Raw genomic sequence first — 17,872 nt, forward strand, 5'->3', positions numbered from 1 at the left:
ACTTACCCGCCCGAGGGCAGATCGGTGCGCGGAGCGGTGCCCAGGTGCACGCCGACCCGCTTGACGAGGAGGGTCATCTCGTAGGCGACCTGGCCGACGTCGGAGTCGGCGTCCGACAGGACGGCCAGGCAGCTGCCGTCGCCGGCGGCCGTGACGAACAGGAAGGCGTCGTCGAGTTCGACGACCGTCTGCCGGACGCTGCCCGCCTCGAAATGACGGCCCACGCCCTTGGCGAGGCTGTGGAAACCGGACGCCACGGCGGCCAGGTGTTCACTGTCCTCACGGGTCAGGTCCTTGGACGCCCCGGTCGCCAGACCGTCGCCGGACAGGACGACGGCTTTGCGGATGCTCGCGACACGGTCCACCAGGTCGTCGAGGAGCCAGTTGAGCTCCCCGGACCCGGTCGCGCTGTGGCCGGTCGCCTTCGGTGCGGTCATCGACCGTCCCCCTTAGTCGTTCCTTGTGGTGCTTGTGGTGCTGTGCCGCCGGGGACGTCGTCCTCCGTGGCGTTCTCCTCGCGGCCGCGCTGCCAGCCGCGCTGGAGCGAGGCCATACGGCTGCGTACTTCCTCGGCGTCACGGTCGGCGGGGTCGGAGCGGTCCTCGGCGGGCGGTTCGGGGCTCTGCCTGAGCTGGGGGGCCAGGTTGGCCTGGCGTACGCGCCGGGGCAGCGCGCCGGTGCCGAGTCCGGAGGCGTCCGGGGTACGTCCCGGGACGCCGGGTGCGCGGTCGGCGTGACGCTCGCGGTCCTCGTCGTTGCCGGACGCGGAGCCCCCGCGCTCGGGAGACGCGCCGCGGCGGCGGGCCGGGAGCGACGGGAGCGCCTCGGACTCCGTGCGGTCGGCGTCGCGCCTTTCGGCACGGGCGTCCGTACGGGCGTCGCCACGGCCGTCGGCTCTGGCGTCGGTACGGCCGTCGGCGCCGGCGTCGATTCGTTCCTCGCGACGACGACGGCGGTTCGGCAGGGCGGGCGGTTCGGCCGATCGTGACCGTGCGTCGGTCCTGCTTTCCGCGCTCTCGGCTCCTGCCGGAGGCACCTCGTCCGCGGTGTCCCGGGCGGCCCGTTCCGGCACCGGACGCCCGTGCGAACTGACCAGCTTGGGGGTCCGGCGACGGGGCAGCGCGATCGGCGCGTTCGCCTCGTCCTCCTCGCCCTGGAGCGACCCCTGGAGCGACTCGCCTGTGTGGCTGGGCTCCGGCTCCTGACGTCGCCGTTCGGCGCGGCGGACCTCCTGGTCGTCGTCGGCCGCCACGAGGGAGCGGCGCGGGCGGAACAGGCCACCCCGTTCACTCTCCTCGTCGCCGAGCCCACCCGGCAGGTCGTCGAGGGCGTCCAGGTCGACCGGCGCCTCGAGTTCGACCGGCCCGTCGAGCAGCGGTGCCGGACGGCCCGGCAGCCGTGCGGGCACATGGGTGAGCGCGGAACGGCGGCTCTCCTCCCGCTCCTTCTCCTTGACGTGCTGGGGGCGGTCCAGGCGGAAGCCGACACCGTTGGTGTCCGGGGCGTCGTCCGTGAGCAGCGCGTCGGGGACGAAGACGACCGCGGTGGTGCCACCGTACGGGGAAGGCTGGAGGGACACCCGGACGTTCTGCCGCTGGGCGAGCCGGCTGACGACGAACAGGCCGAGCCGGTCGGTGTCGGACAGCTCGAACTCCGGTGTCTCGGCGAGCCGGAGGTTGGCGTCGAGGAGGGCGTCGGCCGCCATGCCGAGGCCGCGGTCGTGGATCTCCAGGGTGAAACCGTTGGCGACGCGCTCGCCCATGACCTGCACGGCGGTGTGGGGCGGCGAGAACACCGTGGCGTTCTCCAGCAGTTCGGCCACGAGGTGGGTGAGGTCGGCGACGGCCGGTCCGGTGACGGCGATGCGGGGCAGCCGGCGGACCTCGATGCGCTCGTAGTCCTCGACCTCGGCGACGGCGGCCCGGACCACGTCCATGAGCTGGACGGGCTTGCGCCACTGCCTGGAGGGGGCGGCGCCGGAGAGGATGACCAGGCCCTCCGCGTGCCGGCGCATGCGCGTGGTCAGGTGGTCGAGGCGGAACAGGTCGGCGAGTTCCTCGGTGTCCTCGGTGCGGCGTTCCATGGTGTCGAGCAGGGTGAGCTGCTTGTGCAGCAGCACCTGGCTCCGGCGGGCAAGGTTGACGAACACATCCGAGACGCCGGCCCGGAGTTCGGCCTGCTTGACGGCGGCTTCCACGGCGGCACGCTGGAGGGTGTTCAGCGCCTGGCCGACCTCGCCCATCTCGTTCTTGTCGTACTCCAGGCGCGGCACCTCGGTCTCCACGTCCACCTGTTCGCCCGCCGAGAGGCGGCGCATCACGCTGGGCAGACGGACACCGGACGCCTCGTGGGCGTCCAGGCGCAGTTGCCTGAGGTCGCGGATGAGGGAGCGGCCGACGCGTACGGACAGGAAGAGCGAGAACAGCAGGGCGATCAGGCCCAGGGCGCCGGCGACGACCACCTTGGCGATGGTGTTCATCGCGACCGGGTCGACCCGGTCCTGGTAGCGGTCGGCGGCGTGGTCGTCCAGAGCGCCGAGTTCGTCGAGCACATTGCCCGCGGCGGTGTCCCAGCTCTTGGCGGTGACGCCGCGGGGCGGGCCGGCCTCGCCTGCGACGGCGGCCTCCTCGGCGACGCGCAGGGGGGCGGAGGCGGCGTTCTTCCAGAAGCGCTGGTACCGCCCGCGCTCGGCGGCGGGCAGCAGCGGGAGGTTGATGTCGTACATCACGGTGCGCTGGGCCACGAGGTCGGAGACGTCGCGTATCTCGGCGCGGGTGAGTCGACCGGTGACCAGGGCGGAGCCGAGGAGGGCGTCCTCGCGGGAGAGCAGTTCGCGGGCGCGGGAGACGTTGACGAGGGCGCGGTACTGCTTGTCCAGGCTCACATCGTCGACGACGTGGAGGTTGGCGAGCAGTTCGTGACAGGGGTCGACCAGGCGGTTGTAGAGGCCGAGCGCCTGGGCGCGGTCGACGGTGCCGTCCTCGACGCTGCGGCGCAGCGAGCCGATGCCGTCGAGGGCGTCCAGGACGGCGGTGAGCCGCTCCTCCTCGGCCTGGCCCAGCGCGTCGCGTACGTCGGCGTTCGCGGCGTTGCCGCGGATCTCGGCGATGGCCTCGTCGGTGGCGGTGCGGCTGCGCTGCAGGGCGGAAAGCCCGTCGGAGGCGCGCGGGTCGGCGAGGTGGACGAGGGTCTGGCGGCGTTCCTGCTGGAGGACACGGACGGTGTCCTCCACGGGGTAGCCGATCTCCTCGACGACGGTCGAGACGCTGAACAGCCGGCCCGCCTCGCGTCCCGTCAGCACCGTGGCGAAGGCCCAGATCGCGGTCAGGGACACCAGCGGCACGAGAAGCAGCGCCACGATCTTCCGGCGGATCGACTTCCCGCGAAAGCGCATGGCCTCCCCCAGCTCGACCCCCACTGACAGGGGGTACACATGTACGTCAACAAACGGCGCGAGCCTACTACTGACACACAGGTAACTCGAAGACCCGTCCGGAGGCCGAACCTCCGCACCGGCGGTCGGCGATGGCCAGTTGTCCGGTCATTGCGGGAGATTCCTCCCTGGTTCCGGCGGTGGGCGAGGCCGAGCTTCCTTCCGGCCCGGCGGGCGGAATGGCCGAAATTTTTCGACTGTGCGGGATTCTCGGGAATCTTGAGGGCTGGTCGTTCGTCATTCACTACGGGAAATGGAGGCGGAATCGGCCACAGGAGCCGCATCCCGCCCCCGGGCGGCGTAAAGCAGCGCAAGCCGGGCAGCCAGAGGGGAGCCGTGTCTTCGGACACGGACGAGCGGTCTGCTGGCGGTGGGGAGTGACATGTTGATGGGCACGGCGGAGCGGCGCAGGGCGCCCGAGGACGGCGGTGCGGCCGAATCGACGGCCCGCTCGGTTCCCGAGGCTCCGGATCGCGACATTCCGGCGGCCGGGCCGGACACGTCGGCACGTAAGCGTCCGGAGCGGCCGGAGGGACGGGAGGCACGGGAAACGCCGGGAGCGCGGGAGCAGCCGGCCTACCGGCCGTTGTGGACGGAGGAGCCCGCCCGGCGGCGGCGTCTGCCCGATCCGGTGCGGACGGCGGCCGTGCGCGCGGTGCTCGTCGTCGCCGTGACGCTGATACTGGCGATGGTGGCCTTCCTGTGCACGATGGCGGGATCCTGGCTGGCGTTCCCCATGGTGATCGGCAGCGTGGCGGGCACGGTAGTGGCCACGTGGGGCGTGCTGGACGTCTGGGTGACGCGGCAGGTCTGGAACCAGCGGCACGGCGTGGTGTCGATGCCTAGCAGCACCGCGCGGGCCATGCGCCGTGAGCGTCGGCGGGCCAGGCGGCAGGCCCGCTCCGCGGAGCGGGCCCAGGAGCGGATACGCCGGCGGGGCGGCGCGGGGCAGCTGTCGCACTCCTGAGTGGCCGGGAGAAGGGCCGGGCTCCGACAGAGGCCACCCTTCACAGCACCGCCGACTGAACGCGATCGCCCGTCGGGTGCACCCGATCGTCTGTCGGCTGCACCCGACCGTCCGTCGGTTGAGTCTGACTGCCCGTCGGCTGAGTCTGACTGCCCGTCGGCTGGGCCTGACTGCCCGTCGGCTGCGACCGCTCGGCGTGGGCGAGTTCGCGTCGGGCCCGCATGAAGGGGCGTGGGCGGTCCACGGAGAGCACCGCGGTCGTACGGCCGTCCCGTTCGTAGCGGGCGAGGAAGCCATCGTCGGCCGGGACGCCGTCGGCGACCACGCCCTCGACGATGCGGACGGTGTCTCCCTCCCGGCGTCGGCCGGCGAACTGGAGGCGGGCTCCGTACTGGTCGGACCAGAAGTACGGCACCGTCCTCGCCCACTCCACCGTGCGCCCGGCGAGCAGGTTGGTCACGGCCACCCGGGGCTGCTCCGTGGCGGAGGTCCAGTGTTCCGCGCGCGTGCCCCCGACGCGGGCCACGTCGCCGACGGCGACCACCCGCGGCAGCGATGTCACACAGCCGTCGTCGCAGAGGACGCCGTCGTTCAGAACCAGCGCCGAACCCGCCAGCCAGGCGGTGTTGGGTGTGGCGCCGATGCCGACGATCACCACGTCGGCGGGCAGCTTTCGGCCGTCGGAGAGTGCCACCGAGGTCACGGCGACCGTGCCGCGCAGTGCGGCCACGGACGCCCCGGTGACGAGTTCGACACCCCCGCGGCGGTGCAGCGTGGCACACACGGCGGCCATCTCGGCGCCGAGTTGGGGCACGAGCGGGAGCGGAGCGGCCTCGACGACGGAGACGGTGTGACCGAGGGCAGCGCAGGAGGAGGCGGTCTCCGCGCCGATGAAGCCGCCGCCGATCACGACGACCCTGCGCGGGCCTCGGGTGAGTTCCGCGCGCAGGGCGCGGGCGTCGTCCAGGGTACGCAGGGTGTGGACGCCCGCGAGGCCGTCGCCCGGAAGACGTCGGGCGGAGGCACCGGTGGCGACCACGACGCCGTCGGTGGACACGGTGCGGCCGTCGTCGAGCAGCACGGTCCGGCCGCGGGCGTCCAGGCCGCGGGCACGGACGCCGAGCAGCCACTCGGCGTCCAGTTCGGCGGTCTCCTCGGCGTCGGTGAGCGCGAGCTGGTCCTCGTCGGCCCGGCCGGTGAGGAAGTCCTTGGAGAGGGGAGGCCGGTCGTAGGGGCGGTGGGGTTCGTCGCCGACGATCACCAGCCGGCCGTCGAACCCCTGGGTGCGCAGTTCCCGGGCGGCGTACAGGCCGGAAAGCGAGGCGCCGACCACGGTCACGGTCCTCATGCGGCGCTCCCCTCCGCCGCGGCGAGATCGACGTGTACGACACCCTCGTGGATGGTGACGCGGTGGGTTCGCACGGGCCTGCGGGCCGGGAGGCAGGTCGGCCGGCCCGTACGGAGATCGAACGACGCGGCGTGCAGCGGGCATTCGATCAGGCAGCCCTCCAGCCAGCCCTCGGAGAGGGAGGCGTCCTGGTGGCTGCACGTGTCGTCGATGGCGTAGAGGTCACCGTCGTCGGTGTGGAAGACGGCGATCGGCGGACTCGTTCCGACCCGGGTGGACTCGCCCTTGGGGAGGTCTTCGAGGCGGCAGACGGGAATCATGGGCTCCCCTCTCGGTCCGGAACACCCGACGGGTGCGGAACGCGTACCCTTCCGGGATCCGGACGCTTCGGTAACATGATGTTGCACATGGCGCACTGGAGAGCGCTATGCGCAACAGAATCCGGGCGGGCGCCCGTGGCGTCAAGGGCTTCCCGCAGATGCGGTCCGGACGGGGCCGCCAGGTGGTGAGAGTTGAGCCATGACCCGCACACAGAAGCAGCCCGACCATGGTGAGGACCGCGTGGAGAACAAGCAGGTGGGCAGAGGGGCGGCCAGCGGCGTGCAGTCGGTGGACCGCGCCGTGAGCGTCCTGGAGATCCTCGCCCGGCACGGCGAGGCGGGCGTCACCGAGATCGCCGACGAGCTGGACGTGCACAAGTCCACCGCCTTCCGGCTGCTCGGCGTGCTGGAGAACCGCGGCCTGGTGGCCCAGGAGAAGGAGCGGGGCAAGTACTACCTGGGTGCCGGCGTACTGCGCCTCGCGGGGGCGGCGGCAGTGCGCCTGGACATCTCCCAGGAGGGCGTGCCCGTCTGCCGCGAACTCGCCGACGAGCTCGGCGAGACGTCGAACATCGCGGTACTGGACGACGACGCGGCGGTCAACGTCATGCAGGCGCGCGGCACCGCCTCCGTGACGGCGCAGAACTGGCTCGGCCGGCGCACCCCGCTGCACGCCACCGCCAGCGGCAAGGTGCTCCTCGCCCACCTGCCGACCACCCTGCGCGAGGGCCTGCTGGCCCGCCCGTTGCACCGGTTCACCGAGCACACCGTCACCGGCGCGGCGGTGCTGCGCGGCGAGTTGGAGACGGTGTCCGAGCAGGGCTACGCGATCACCCAGGAGGAGCTGGAGATCGGGCTGGCGGCCGTGGCGGCGCCCATCCGTTCCCACGACGGCAAGGTGATCGCCTCGATCAGCGTCTCGGGTCCGGTGTACCGGCTGACGCCGGAGCGGCTGCCGGACCTGGCGAAGCGCGCGCTGGCGGCGGGGGTCGAGCTGTCCCGCCGTATGGGCTACGGCTGCTGACCCGGAACCGGACGGCACGGGGCCGGGGATCCGACTGGGTTCCTCCGGTCCCGTGCCGTCGTGTGTCCGGATGATTTCGGCCTTCGGCGCTTCCCTCCGCTCCTTTTGCCAAGGGTTAACCCGCACCCCTTGACGGCCACTCGGCGGCGTTCTCACTATGTTCCTCATAGCGCAACCCATCGTGCAATGCGCAACAGCAGAGGAGCTTGTCGTGCCACACGAGGTCCGTGCCGTAGTCGCTGTGAAAAAGGGCGCACCGGTCGAGGTGCAGACGATCGTCGTCCCGGACCCGGGACCGGGCGAGGTTCTCGTCGCGGTACAGGCCTGCGGGGTCTGCCACACGGATCTGCACTACCGTGAGGGCGCGATCACGGACGACTTCCCTTTCGTGCTCGGCCATGAGGCGGCCGGCACCATCGAGGCGGTCGGCGAGGGAGTCACCGATCTTGAGCAGGGCGACTACGTGGTGCTGGCCTGGCGGGCGCCCTGTGGCGGCTGCCGTTCCTGCCGACGCGGCCGTCCGTGGTACTGCTTCGACTCCCGCAACGCCGCACAGCCGATGACACTTCTGGACGGCACCCCGCTGACCAGCGCGCTCGGCATCGGCGCCTTCGCCGAGAAGACGCTGGTCGCGGCGGGCCAGGCGGTGAAGGTCGACCCGGCCGCGCGCCCCGAGGCGGCCGGCCTGATCGGCTGCGGCGTGATGGCCGGTTACGGCGCCGCCGTCAACACGGGCAACGTGGGCCGTGGCGACTCGGTCGCCGTCATCGGCTGCGGCGGCGTCGGCAACGCGGCGATCGCGGGCGCCGCACTCAACGGCGCCATGAAGATCATCGCGGTCGACGTCGACGGCCGGAAACTGGACCGGGCGGAGCGGTTCGGCGCCACGCACACCGTCGACTCGCGTGGCACGGACGCGATCGAGGCGGTCCGCGCCCTCACCGACGGCCACGGCGTGGACATCGCGATCGACGCGGTGGGCCACCCGGAGACCTTCCGCCAGGCCTTCTACATGCGCGACCACGCGGGCGTGCTGGTCCAGGTCGGCGTGCCCACGCCGGAGACGGCGGTCGAGCTGCCGCTCATCGACGTGTTCTCGCGGGGCGGCGCGATCAAGTCGTCCTGGTACGGCGACTGCCTGCCGAGCCGTGACTTCCCGTTCCTCATCGACCAGTACCTGTACGGGCTGCTGGACCTGGGTGCCTTCGTCTCGGAGACGACCTCGCTGGACCGGGTGGAGGAGGCGTTCGCCAAGATGCACCGCGGCGAGGTACTGCGCTCGGTGGTGGTCCTGTGAGCGTCCACGGCACCCACTCCGACCACGGCACCCGCCCCTCGCCCCGTGTGGTCGTCATCGGCGCCGGCATCGTCGGCTGCTCGCTCGCCGACGAACTGACCGCCCGCGGCTGGCGGGACGTCACCGTCCTCGAACAGGGCCCGCTGCCCGCCCCCGGCGGCTCGACCTCGCACGCGCCCGGCCTCGTCTTCCGGACCAGCCCGTCCAGGACGCTCACGGCGTTCGCCCAGTACACCGTCGAGAAGTTCACCTCCCTCGCATCGGACGGTGTGTCCTGCTTCCAGCCGGTCGGCGGCCTGGAACTGGCCACCACCCCGGAACGCCTCGCCGACCTGCACCGCAGGGCCGGTTACGCCGCGGCCTGGGGCGTGCGCGGCGAGATCGTCGACGCCGCCCGGTGCAAGGAGCTCTGGCCACTGCTCGACGAGTCGGTGGTGCTCGGCGGCTTCCACACCCCCGAGGACGGCCTGGCCCGCGCCCTGCACGCGTCCCGCGCCCAGCTGGACCGCGCCACCGCGCGGGGCGCCCGTTTCCTGGACCGGCACACGGTCACCGGCATCGAGCGGCGGGACGGCAGGGTCACGGGGGTGGTCACCGACCGGGGCACCTTCCCCGCCGACCACGTGGTCTCCGCGGCCGGCTTCTGGGGCCCGGTCGTCGGCCGCATGGCCGGGGTCGACGTCCTCCTGCAACCGCTCGCCCACCAGTACGCCAGGACCGGACCGCTGCCGGAGCTGAGCGGCGCCACGGCAGAGGCCTCGAAGCCGATCCTCCGCTTCCAGGACCGCGACCTGTACTTCCGGGAGCACGCCGACCGCCTGGGCATCGGCTCCTACGCCCACCGTCCGCTGCCCGTGGACCCGTTCGCCGTCCCCGCCTACGACGAGGCCCGCGACCGCGACATGGAGATGCCGTCCTCGTACCCCTTCACCCCGGACGACTGGGCGCCGAGCTGGGAGGACTGCCGCCGGCTGATGCCCGCCCTGCGCGAGGCGGAGATCGAGTCGGGCTTCAACGGCGTCTTCTCCTTCACCCCGGACGGCATGCCCGTCCTCGGCGAGTCCCGCACGCTGCGCGGCTTCTGGCTGGCGGAGGCCGTCTGGGTCACCCACTCGGCCGGTGTCGCCAACGCCGTCGCCGAGTGGATGGTGAACGGGCGGCCGTCGCTCGACGTGCACGAGTGCGACCTCACGCGTTTCGAGGAGGCGCAGCGTTCACCGGCGTACGTCCTTGACCGCGGTTCACAGCAGTTCGCCGAAGTGTACGACGTCCTCCACCCCCTTCAGCCGATGGAGCGCCCACGTCCGCTCCGGGTCAGCCCCTTCCACGCCCGGCAGCAGCAGCTCGGCGCGTACTTCCTGGAGGGCGGCGGCTGGGAGCGCCCGCACTGGTACGAGGCCAACGCCGAACTCGCCGAAGGGATCGCGCTTCCCGGCCGCGACGACTGGTCGGCCCGCCACTGGTCCCCCATCGCGGCCGCCGAGGCGCGGGCGACGCGCGAGAAGGTCGCCCTGTACGACATGACCCCGCTGCGCCGCCTGGAGGTCACCGGCCCCGGAGCCCTCGACTTCCTCGACCGCATGACCTCCAACAATCTCCGCAAGAAGCCGGGTGCGGTCACCTACACGCTCCTTCTCGACGACACCGGGGGCATCCGCTCCGACCTCACCGTCGCCCGCCTCTCCCCCGACCGCTTCCAGATCGGCGCCAACTCCCCCGCCGACCTCGACCACCTCCTGCGCCACGCGCCCGACGGAGTGCACATCAGGGACATCACCTCCGGCACCTGCTGCGTCGGCGTCTGGGGCCCGCTCGCCCGCGACCTCGTCCAGCCGCTGACGCCGGACGACTTCTCGCACGAGGCGTTCGGCTACTTCCGCGCGAAGGAGACGTACGTCGGCCATGTCCCGGTCACGGCCATGCGCCTGAGCTACGTCGGTGAACTCGGCTGGGAGCTGTACACCTCCGCCGACCTGGGGCTGAGGCTCTGGGACACGCTCTGGGAGGCGGGCCGGGAACTCGGCGTGGTCGCGGCCGGGCGTTCCGCCTTCAACTCCCTGCGCCTGGAGAAGGGTTACCGGGCATGGGGCACCGACATGACCGACGAGCACGACCCGTACGAGGCGGGCGTCGGCTTCGCGGTCCGCATGGACAAGGCGGACTTCGTCGGCAGGGCCGCGCTGGAACGCGCGGGCGAACCGGCCCGGCGCCTCACGCCCCTCCTCCTCGACGACCCGGCCGCCGTGGTCCTCGGCAAGGAGCCGGTCCACGTGGACGGCGCGCCCGCCGGTTACGTGACCAGCGCCGCGTACGGCTACACGCTCGGCCGCTGTGTCGCGTACGCCTGGCTCCCGGCCGGTCTGGCCACCGGCACCGGCGTGCACGTGGAGTACTTCGGCGAGAAGGTGCCCGCCACGGTCGCCGACGAGCCGCTGTTCGACCCGAGGATGACCCGCATCCGCCGCTAGGACGCCCCTAGGAGGCCCCTGTTGTCCCCCACCTACGACGTGATCGTCATCGGCCTCGGCGGCATGGGCAGCGCCGCCGCGCACCACCTCTCCGCGCGGGGCGCCCGCGTGCTGGGCCTGGAGAAGTTCGGCCCGGTGCACAATCGGGGCTCGAGCCACGGCGGTTCCCGGGTCACCCGGCAGTCGTACTTCGAGGATCCGGCATACGTACCTCTCCTCCTGCGCGCCTACGAGCTGTACGAGGACCTGGAGCGGGCCACCGGCCGGGACATCGCCCTGCTCTGCGGCGGGGTGATGGTCGGCCGGCCCGACTCGTGGACCGTCTCGGGCTCGCTGCGCTCGGCACGCGAGTGGGACCTGCCGCACGAGATGCTGGACGCCCGGGAGATCCGCCGCCGCTTCCCGACGCTCACGCCGGCGGCCGACGAGGTCGCGCTGTACGAGGCCAAGGCCGGTCTCCTGCGCCCCGAGAACACCGTCGCCGCCCACCTCCAGCTCGCCACCCGGCAGGGCGCCGACCTGCACTTCGACGAGCCGATGACGCGCTGGGAGCCGTACCGGGACGGCGTCCGGGTACACACCGCCGAGAACACCTACACCGCCTCCCAACTGGTGATCTGCCCGGGCGCCTGGGCACCGCGACTGCTCACCGACCTGGGCGTGCCCTTCACGGTCGAGCGGCAGGTCATGTACTGGTTCCAGCCGAGGAACGGCACCCGTCCCTTCCTCCCCGCCAACCATCCGATCTACGTCTGGGAGGACGCGGCCGGCGTCCAGGTGTACGGCTTCCCGGCCATCGACGGCCCCGACATGGGCGCCAAGGTCGCCTTCTTCCGCAAGGGGCGGGCCACCAGCCCGGAGACCATCGACCGGACGGTGTACGACCACGAGGTCGAGGCGATGGCCGACCACATGTCCGGCCGCATCCCTGATCTGCCCGGAACCTTCCTCAAGGCCGCGACCTGCATGTACACCACCACAGCGGATGAGCACTTCGTCATCGCCCGGCACCCCGCGCACCCCGACTCGGTCACCGTGGCCTGTGGTTTCTCCGGGCACGGTTTCAAGTTCGTGCCCGTCGTCGGCGAGATCCTCGCCGATCTTGCCCTGACCGGCAGCACCGCCCAACCCATCGGTCTCTTCGACCCCGCCCGACTCGCCGCCGCCGCGCCCGCCTCAGGAGCACTCACGTGACGACGACTCCCCTGTCCCCCGTGTCCCCAACGTCCCCAACAACCCCCAGCCTCATCGCGACCCTGCCGGGCCACTACTACACCGACCCGGAGGTCTTCCGTCAGGAGCAGCGGCACGTCTTCGAGTCGATGTGGTTCTGCGCCGTCCGCGGCGCAGACCTGGAGCGGCCCGGCGCCTTCCGCACGGTGCAGGTCGGGTCCGAGAGCGTCATAGTCACTCGCACCCGCACGGGCGCACTGCGCGCCTTCCTCAACATCTGCCGCCACCGGGGCGCCCGGCTGTGCCTGGAGGAGTCGGGCGAGGTGCGGCGCAACCTCCAGTGCCCGTACCACGCCTGGACGTACGACCTCGACGGGCGGCTGGTGGCCGCGCCGGGCCTCACGAAGATGCCGGACGTCGACCGCGCCGTGTACGGCCTGGCCGAGGTCACCCTGCGCGAATGGCTCGGCTACGCCTGGGTGTGCCTGGCCGACGAGCCGCCCTCCTTCGAGGAGACGGTGCGCGGCGCCGTCGTCGAACGGCTCGGCGACCCGGCGGCGATCGAGCGCTACGGGACGGAGCGGCTGGCCCTCGGCCGACGCGTCCGGTACGACGTGCGCGCCAACTGGAAGCTGATCGTCGAGAACTTCATGGAGTGCTACCACTGCGCCACCATCCACCCCGAACTCACCGACGTGCTGCCCGAGTTCGCCGACGGCTACGCGGCCCAGTACTACGTGGGCCACGGCGCCGAGTTCGGCGAGGAGGTCAAGGGCTTCACTGTCGACGGCGGCGAGGGCTTCGACCGGCTGCCCGAGGTGGCGGAGAGCCAGGACCGTCGCTACTACGCCGTCACCGTCAGGCCGACGGTCTTCGTCAACCTCGTACCGGACCACGTGATCCTGCACCGGATGTTCCCGCTCGCCGAGGACCGTACGGTCGTCGAGTGCGACTGGCTGTACGCCCCCGACGTGGTGGCGTCGGGGGCGGACCTGTCACGGTCGGTGGAACTGTTCCACCGGGTCAACACGCAGGACTTCGAGGCGTGCGAGCGGACCCAGCCCGCGATGTCGTCCCGCGCCTACCGCCGGGGCGGCGTGCTGGTGCCGACCGAGCACCACATTGGTCTCTTCCACGAGTGGCTGCTGGAGCGGCTAGGAGGCTGACGACGCGGGGCGCTTGTACATCCGCGTCGCCGTGATCTCGCTGTGCACCGCCTCGCCCTCACCGGCCGGGACCGGCTGGGGCAGTCCCGGCCTCAGGTGTTCCTCCACGCTGATGTACTTGAGGCCGGCCCTGAGGTCGGCGTCATTGCGCAGCCGGATGACCAGCGGGAACTCGGCGAGCGCGGTCGTGTCGAACAGACCGGTGGTGTACAGGAGCTGGACGCCGAGGGCGTTGGACACGGCCCGCTGGAGCTCCAGCAGGTAGGTGGCGTTCGCGCGGCCGATGGGGTTGTCGAGGAACAGGGTGCCTGCGTGCCGGTGCCGGTCGCGGCCTCGGTCGTTGCTGCGGAGCGCGGCCATCGTGCAGTACAGGGCGATGGCCGCGGTGAGCAGCTGACCGCCGGAGAAGACGTCGCCCATCTGGCCGACGGGGACGCGCTCGGCGCGCAGTACGGCGTCGGGCTTGAGGATCTCGACGGCGACGCCCTTGGGCTGGAGGGCGGCGGCGACGCCGCGCAGCAGCAGGGACATGCCGTCGCGGCGCAGGTCGGAGTTCTTCTTGACGGCCGCCCGGGTGGCCTCGTCGACGACCTCGCCGAGCCGCTCGGTGAGCGTGGCCTGGTCGGGTTCCTCGAAGCGGATGCGCAGGAACTCCTGCCCCGACCATTCACCGAGGCCCTCCGGGAGCCGGGAGAGCCGCTGGGCGGAGCGGAGGGTGGCGAGGGCCGACTCGACCAGGCCGCGCAGCCGGTCCACGATCGAGTCGCGGTTGCGCTCCAGCTGGGCCAGTTCGTCGGTCAGGACCCGGAGGCGGGGGGCGAAGGCGTCCGCCCATGCGCCCGCGTGCTCGGGCAGCGCGGAGGCGGGCAGCTCGCGGATCTGCTGGCGGGCGGGGGTGCGCACCTGCTCGTAGCGGGTGGAGTTGGCGTGCCGGACGAGGACGTCGCTCGCCTCGCGTACGGCTGCCTCGGCGGCGGACAGGTCGGCGGCGCAGCCACGCAGCGACCGGCGGGCCTCGGCGGCGGACTGGCGGGCCTCCTCCAGACCGCCCGGGTAGGGCTCGGGCTCCTCCTGCTCCTCCTCGGGCGTGTGCTCGCGCAGCAGGTCGCGGAGGAGGGCGGCGACCTCGACGAATCCGCCGACCGCGTCCTCGGCGGCCCGGTGGGCGTCGAGCAGGTCGGCGTGGGCGTCGCGGGCCTGGGTCAGCGCCTCGTTGCGGGAGGCGAGTTCGGAGGTCGCCGTGCGCAGCAGGGTCTGGGCGTGTTCGGCGTCGCGCGGGAGGAGTTCCTCGGGGAGTTCGGTGTGGGCGTCGCCGTCCTCGGGAGCGAGCCGTTCGGCCTCGCCGCGCAGCCGGCCGAGCTGTTCGCTCGCGTGCGACATGCGGGTCTCCAGGAGCTGCACCAGTTCCTCGGCGCGGGCGGCGGCGGCCTGCCGGGAGGGGCCGTCGGAGCCGTCGGGCGACTCCAGCAGTTGCCCGGCCCTGGTGCGGACCTTGTTGCTGAGCCGGTCCAGCTCGGCGCGCGCCGAGCTCTCGTCGCTCTCCGCGCGGGCCTGCTCGGCGCGCAGGTCGGCGCCGACGCCGACCTTCTCGTAGAGCTGGGAGGCGGCGCGGTAGGCCTCGCGGAGGGCGGGCAGGGACGCCTTCGGCGCGTCCGTGCCGTCGTCGGGTGCGTCCTGCGACGCCTCCTGCGGTACGTCGTCGGGGGCGCCGGCGATCTCGGAGCGCTCGGCGCGCAGCGTGCGGGCGGTGCGGCGGGCGTCGTCCGCGGCCCGCTGGGCGGCGCGGCGGTCCTCGTCGGCGGCGCGGGCGCGCTCCAGGCAGGCCTGGGCGCGGGCCTCGGCCTCGGCGCCCTCGTCGGCCAGTTCGCGGAGCTTGGCCTGCCAGCCGGCGCGCTCGCGCAGCCGGAAGGCGAGTCCGGCGAGGGCGTCGGCGGCGCGGCGGGCCTTCTGCGCGGCTTCCTGCCGTTCGTCCCGCATCCGTACGGCCTCGGCGGCGCTCTCGTCGGCCTCTGCCCGCGCGGTCCGCGCCTCGGTCAGCTCGGCCTCGGTCTCCTCGGCGAAGGCGCGCGCCTCCTGGGCGGTCCGCGCCAGTTCGGCGAGGCGTCCGGCGGGGCAGCCGGTGCGCCAGGAGGCGAGCCGGGCCGCCAGCTCCCGGTCCTTGCCGAGCCGGGCGGCGAGCGTGCGGATCTCCTCGTCCCGTTCCGTCGCCCGTGCGCGCAGCGCGTGCCGCTCCTCGTCGGCGGCGTGCTCGTCGTGCATGGCGGGGTTCGGCGGTACGAGGAATACATCGCCGGTGTCGGAGTCCGGCGCCGGGGTGGGCGCGAGCAGGGCGGCGGCCGTGCCGACGGCGACGGCGGAGCGCGGCAGCAGGGCCGCGTCGCCGAGGACGTCCCGGGCGCGGGTGTGCGAGTCGGGGTCGGTGATGATCACGCCGTCGACCAGTTCGGGACGGGCGGCCAGCACGCGCGCGTGGTCGGCGGGGTCGACGGCCTGCGCGAGGTAGCGCCAGCCGGGCAGGGCGGGGATGCCGTGCTCGCCGAGGAACTCCACGGTGGCCAGTACGTCCGGGCCGGGCGGCAGCAGTCCGCCGTCGCCGAGGGCGCCGAGGATGCGGGAGTCGTCGGCGGCGGCGGTGCGCAGTTCGAACAGCTGGCGTTCGGCGGAGGAGACGGTGTCGTCGAGCAGCTCGCGCAGCTCGTCGGCGAAGCGGTCGAGTTCCTCGGGGGTCAGCGCCCCTTCCGAAGCCCTGGGAGCGGCGGTCCGCTCTTCGCGGTCCGCGTCCTGGCGGGGCTGGGGGATGCCCGGGCGGGTGTCGGCGGCCAGGCCGAGCAGTTCGGCGAGCCGCTCCTCGGCGGTCAGGGCCTCGGCCGTGCGGTGCTCGGCCGCGTGGGCGTGCTCGGCGGCGGTGGCCGCGTCCGCCGAGCGGGCCGCCGTCAGTTCGGCGCGGCTCTCCGCGGCGGCGGTCTCGCGCGCGTGCTCCGTGGTCCGGCGGGCCGCCTCACGGGCGGTGTCCCAGGCCGCGACGGTCGTCTTCTCGGCGTCGCTGGCCGCGAGGGCGGCTCGGGCGGGGTCGGCGTCGGGCGTGCTGTCGTCGAGCCAGCCGGCACGGACCGCCTCGGCGGTCTCCTGCTCGACCTCGGTGAGGCGCTGGCGCAGATGCCCGGCTTCGCTGCGGGCGCGCTGCGCCTCGGTGGCCGCGGTGGTGGAGTCCCGGTGGGCGGCGTCGCTGACCTCCTGGAGGGAGGCGGACCGCTCTTCCTCCTCGTTGGCGTGGTGCTCGGCCTTTCCGGCCGCCGCGTGCAGGGCGCGGACGAGTTCGACGGCGGCCTTGGCGCGGGCGGCGAGCGCGGGGGCCGCGTCCCGCTCGGCCTCCTGGATGGCGGCGGACACGCGGGCGACGCGGTCGGCGGCGGCGCGGTGGCGCAGGACGGCCTCGGCGGCCTGCCAGGCGGAGTGCAGGGTGCGCGCGTCGGCGAGTTCGCGCTTCTGCGCGGCGGCCGACTTCTCGGCCCCGGTCAGGGCCAGCGAGGCGTGCCGGTAGGCGAGTTCGGCGGCGATGAGAGAGCTGCGGTCCCGGGCCGACTCGGCGTGCGTGACGGCGTAGGCGGCGGCGGTGACCCGCTGGGCGAGATCGCCGGCCCGGACCCGCTCCTGGGCGCCGCGGGCGGAGAGCCGGCGGGCCAGGGTCCTGGTCCGGCGTTCGGCGGCGGTGTGGATGTCGCGCGCGCGGGTGCGGGCGTCGGCGGCCTCGACGATCCGGCCGAGGAGGTCGACGGACCCGGCGGTGAAGTCGCGTTCGGCGATCAGCTCGGCGCGCCGGCCGAGCTTGTTGCCGAAGCCGCTGACCAGGTCGGCGAGTCCATCGGTGTCGCGGGTGTCGGTGACGGCGCGCAGCAGCAGGTCGGTGAAGTCGGAGTCCTTCTTGACCGCGAAGAGGCCGGCCGCCTCGCCCTCGTCGGCGTTCATCTCGCGCTGGTAGCGGAAGAGTTCGGGGTCGAGGCCGAGGTCGCCGAGGTGCTCGATCCAGCGGTCGTGGATCTCCTCCCAGTGCACCTCCAGGTGCGGGTAGGCCTTGCCGGCCTCGGTGATGGCGTCCCGGAAGCCCTTCATGGTGCGGCGCCTGCCCTGGGCGCCGGAAACGCCCTCGACGGGCGGGCGTACGGCGTTGGCCTCGGCGACGGGCAGGTTGTCCAGGGTCAGTCCGGGGCCGGGCCGGAAGGAGTACCAGGCCTCGGCGAACTTCCGCGGGTCGCCCGAGACCTGGCGACCACGCCACTCACTGGCCTTGCCGACGACGACGCACTCGCCGGTCTGCACGTGCTGCCACTCCAGCGCCACGTGTCCGCAGTCGTCGGCGAGCAGGAACTTGCGCAGCACGCCGGAGCTGGCGCCGCCCAGGGTGTTGCGGTGGCCCGGCAGCATCACCGAGAAGATCAGCTTGAGCAGGACGGACTTGCCGCCGCCGTTCTCCAGGAAGAGCACGCCGGCGGGCGCGGGCCGGCGCGGCGGGCCGACGGGCTCCTCCTCGAAGAACTCCGCCTGCGCGGGCGCGGGGTCGGGCACGGGCTCGCCCACACCGCGCAGGTCAAGCACGGTGTCGGCGTAGCGCGCACCGGCGGGTCCGATGGAGTAGAGGCGGACCCGGGACAGCTCGTACATGGCGGACTCTCGTAAGT

11 protein-coding genes are annotated in these 17,872 nt (G+C 73.0%); 6 read left to right on the forward strand and 5 right to left on the reverse strand.

The genetic code is table 11. The annotated features are described in order from the left end of the window. Positions 1–2: 2 nt before the first annotated feature. The gene (locus ACFCZF_RS18495) at positions 3–437 is read right to left on the reverse strand and encodes a roadblock/LC7 domain-containing protein (RefSeq protein ID WP_375916809.1); all 435 of its coding nucleotides are present in this window, start codon (positions 435–437) and stop codon (positions 3–5) included. Continuing rightward, positions 434–3,394, reverse strand: a complete 2,961-nt coding sequence (locus ACFCZF_RS18500) for a nitrate- and nitrite sensing domain-containing protein (protein WP_376672630.1) — start codon at positions 3,392–3,394, stop codon at positions 434–436. The genes ACFCZF_RS18495 and ACFCZF_RS18500 overlap by 4 nt, the downstream gene beginning before the upstream one ends. Positions 3,395–3,815: 421 nt before the next feature. Between ACFCZF_RS18500 and ACFCZF_RS18505 the strand changes: the two genes are divergently transcribed. Beyond that, positions 3,816–4,400, forward strand: coding sequence for a hypothetical protein (locus ACFCZF_RS18505; protein ID WP_376672555.1), 585 nt, complete (start codon positions 3,816–3,818; stop codon positions 4,398–4,400). Between the two features lie 40 nt (positions 4,401–4,440). On the opposite strand, the gene ACFCZF_RS18510 is transcribed toward ACFCZF_RS18505, so the two are convergent. Continuing rightward, a complete protein-coding gene (locus ACFCZF_RS18510; RefSeq protein ID WP_376672556.1) occupies positions 4,441–5,748 on the reverse strand; it encodes an NAD(P)/FAD-dependent oxidoreductase in 1,308 nt (435 codons plus the stop codon). Then, positions 5,745–6,068, reverse strand: a complete 324-nt coding sequence (locus ACFCZF_RS18515) for a bifunctional 3-phenylpropionate/cinnamic acid dioxygenase ferredoxin subunit (RefSeq protein ID WP_376672557.1) — start codon at positions 6,066–6,068, stop codon at positions 5,745–5,747. The genes ACFCZF_RS18510 and ACFCZF_RS18515 overlap by 4 nt, the downstream gene beginning before the upstream one ends. Before the next feature lie 199 nt (positions 6,069–6,267). On the opposite strand from ACFCZF_RS18515, the gene ACFCZF_RS18520 reads away from it, so the two are divergent. The 5 genes from ACFCZF_RS18520 to ACFCZF_RS18540 all read left to right on the forward strand — a co-directional run bounded on the left by ACFCZF_RS18520 (position 6,268) and on the right by ACFCZF_RS18540 (position 13,196). After that, positions 6,268–7,092 carry an IclR family transcriptional regulator gene (locus tag ACFCZF_RS18520; RefSeq protein WP_376672558.1) on the forward strand — a complete coding sequence of 275 codons (825 nt, stop codon included), beginning with the start codon at positions 6,268–6,270 and terminating at the stop codon, positions 7,090–7,092. A gap of 211 nt (positions 7,093–7,303) precedes the next feature. After that, positions 7,304–8,389 (forward strand): S-(hydroxymethyl)mycothiol dehydrogenase, encoded by a 1,086-nt coding sequence (locus ACFCZF_RS18525; protein ID WP_376672559.1) that lies wholly within the window; start codon positions 7,304–7,306, stop codon positions 8,387–8,389. After that, a complete protein-coding gene (locus ACFCZF_RS18530) occupies positions 8,386–10,857 on the forward strand; it encodes an FAD-dependent oxidoreductase (protein ID WP_376672560.1) in 2,472 nt (823 codons plus the stop codon). The genes ACFCZF_RS18525 and ACFCZF_RS18530 overlap by 4 nt, the downstream gene beginning before the upstream one ends. Before the next feature lie 21 nt (positions 10,858–10,878). Beyond that, positions 10,879–12,051: an N-methyl-L-tryptophan oxidase gene (gene solA, locus ACFCZF_RS18535; protein WP_376672561.1), complete on the forward strand. Its 1,173-nt coding sequence runs from the start codon at positions 10,879–10,881 to the stop codon at positions 12,049–12,051. Then, a complete protein-coding gene (locus tag ACFCZF_RS18540) occupies positions 12,048–13,196 on the forward strand; it encodes an aromatic ring-hydroxylating dioxygenase subunit alpha (protein WP_376672562.1) in 1,149 nt (382 codons plus the stop codon). Before solA ends, ACFCZF_RS18540 begins: the two co-directional genes overlap by 4 nt. On the opposite strand, the gene ACFCZF_RS18545 is transcribed toward ACFCZF_RS18540, so the two are convergent. Next, on the reverse strand, positions 13,185–17,855 hold the full coding sequence (locus ACFCZF_RS18545; RefSeq protein WP_376672563.1) for a hypothetical protein: 4,671 nt from the start codon (positions 17,853–17,855) through the stop codon (positions 13,185–13,187). The two genes, ACFCZF_RS18540 and ACFCZF_RS18545, sit on opposite strands and share 12 nt — an antisense overlap. Between the last annotated feature and the right edge of the window lie 17 nt (positions 17,856–17,872).

Source organism: Streptomyces sp. NPDC056296 (genome assembly GCF_042268605.1).
In the GTDB taxonomy this organism is placed as follows: Bacteria; Actinomycetota; Actinomycetes; order Streptomycetales; family Streptomycetaceae; genus Streptomyces.

Excerpts from the sequence above, each read along its gene's own strand:
- ACFCZF_RS18495 (WP_375916809.1), bottom strand. The coding sequence starts at position 437 with ATGACCGCACCGAAGGCGACCGGCCACAGCGCGACCGGGTCCGGGGAG.
- ACFCZF_RS18500 (WP_376672630.1), bottom strand. The coding sequence starts at position 3,394 with ATGCGCTTTCGCGGGAAGTCGATCCGCCGGAAGATCGTGGCGCTGCTT.
- ACFCZF_RS18505 (WP_376672555.1), top strand. The coding sequence starts at position 3,816 with ATGTTGATGGGCACGGCGGAGCGGCGCAGGGCGCCCGAGGACGGCGGT.
- ACFCZF_RS18510 (WP_376672556.1), bottom strand. The coding sequence starts at position 5,748 with ATGAGGACCGTGACCGTGGTCGGCGCCTCGCTTTCCGGCCTGTACGCC.
- ACFCZF_RS18515 (WP_376672557.1), bottom strand. The coding sequence starts at position 6,068 with ATGATTCCCGTCTGCCGCCTCGAAGACCTCCCCAAGGGCGAGTCCACC.
- ACFCZF_RS18520 (WP_376672558.1), top strand. The coding sequence starts at position 6,268 with ATGACCCGCACACAGAAGCAGCCCGACCATGGTGAGGACCGCGTGGAG.
- ACFCZF_RS18545 (WP_376672563.1), bottom strand. The coding sequence starts at position 17,855 with ATGTACGAGCTGTCCCGGGTCCGCCTCTACTCCATCGGACCCGCCGGT.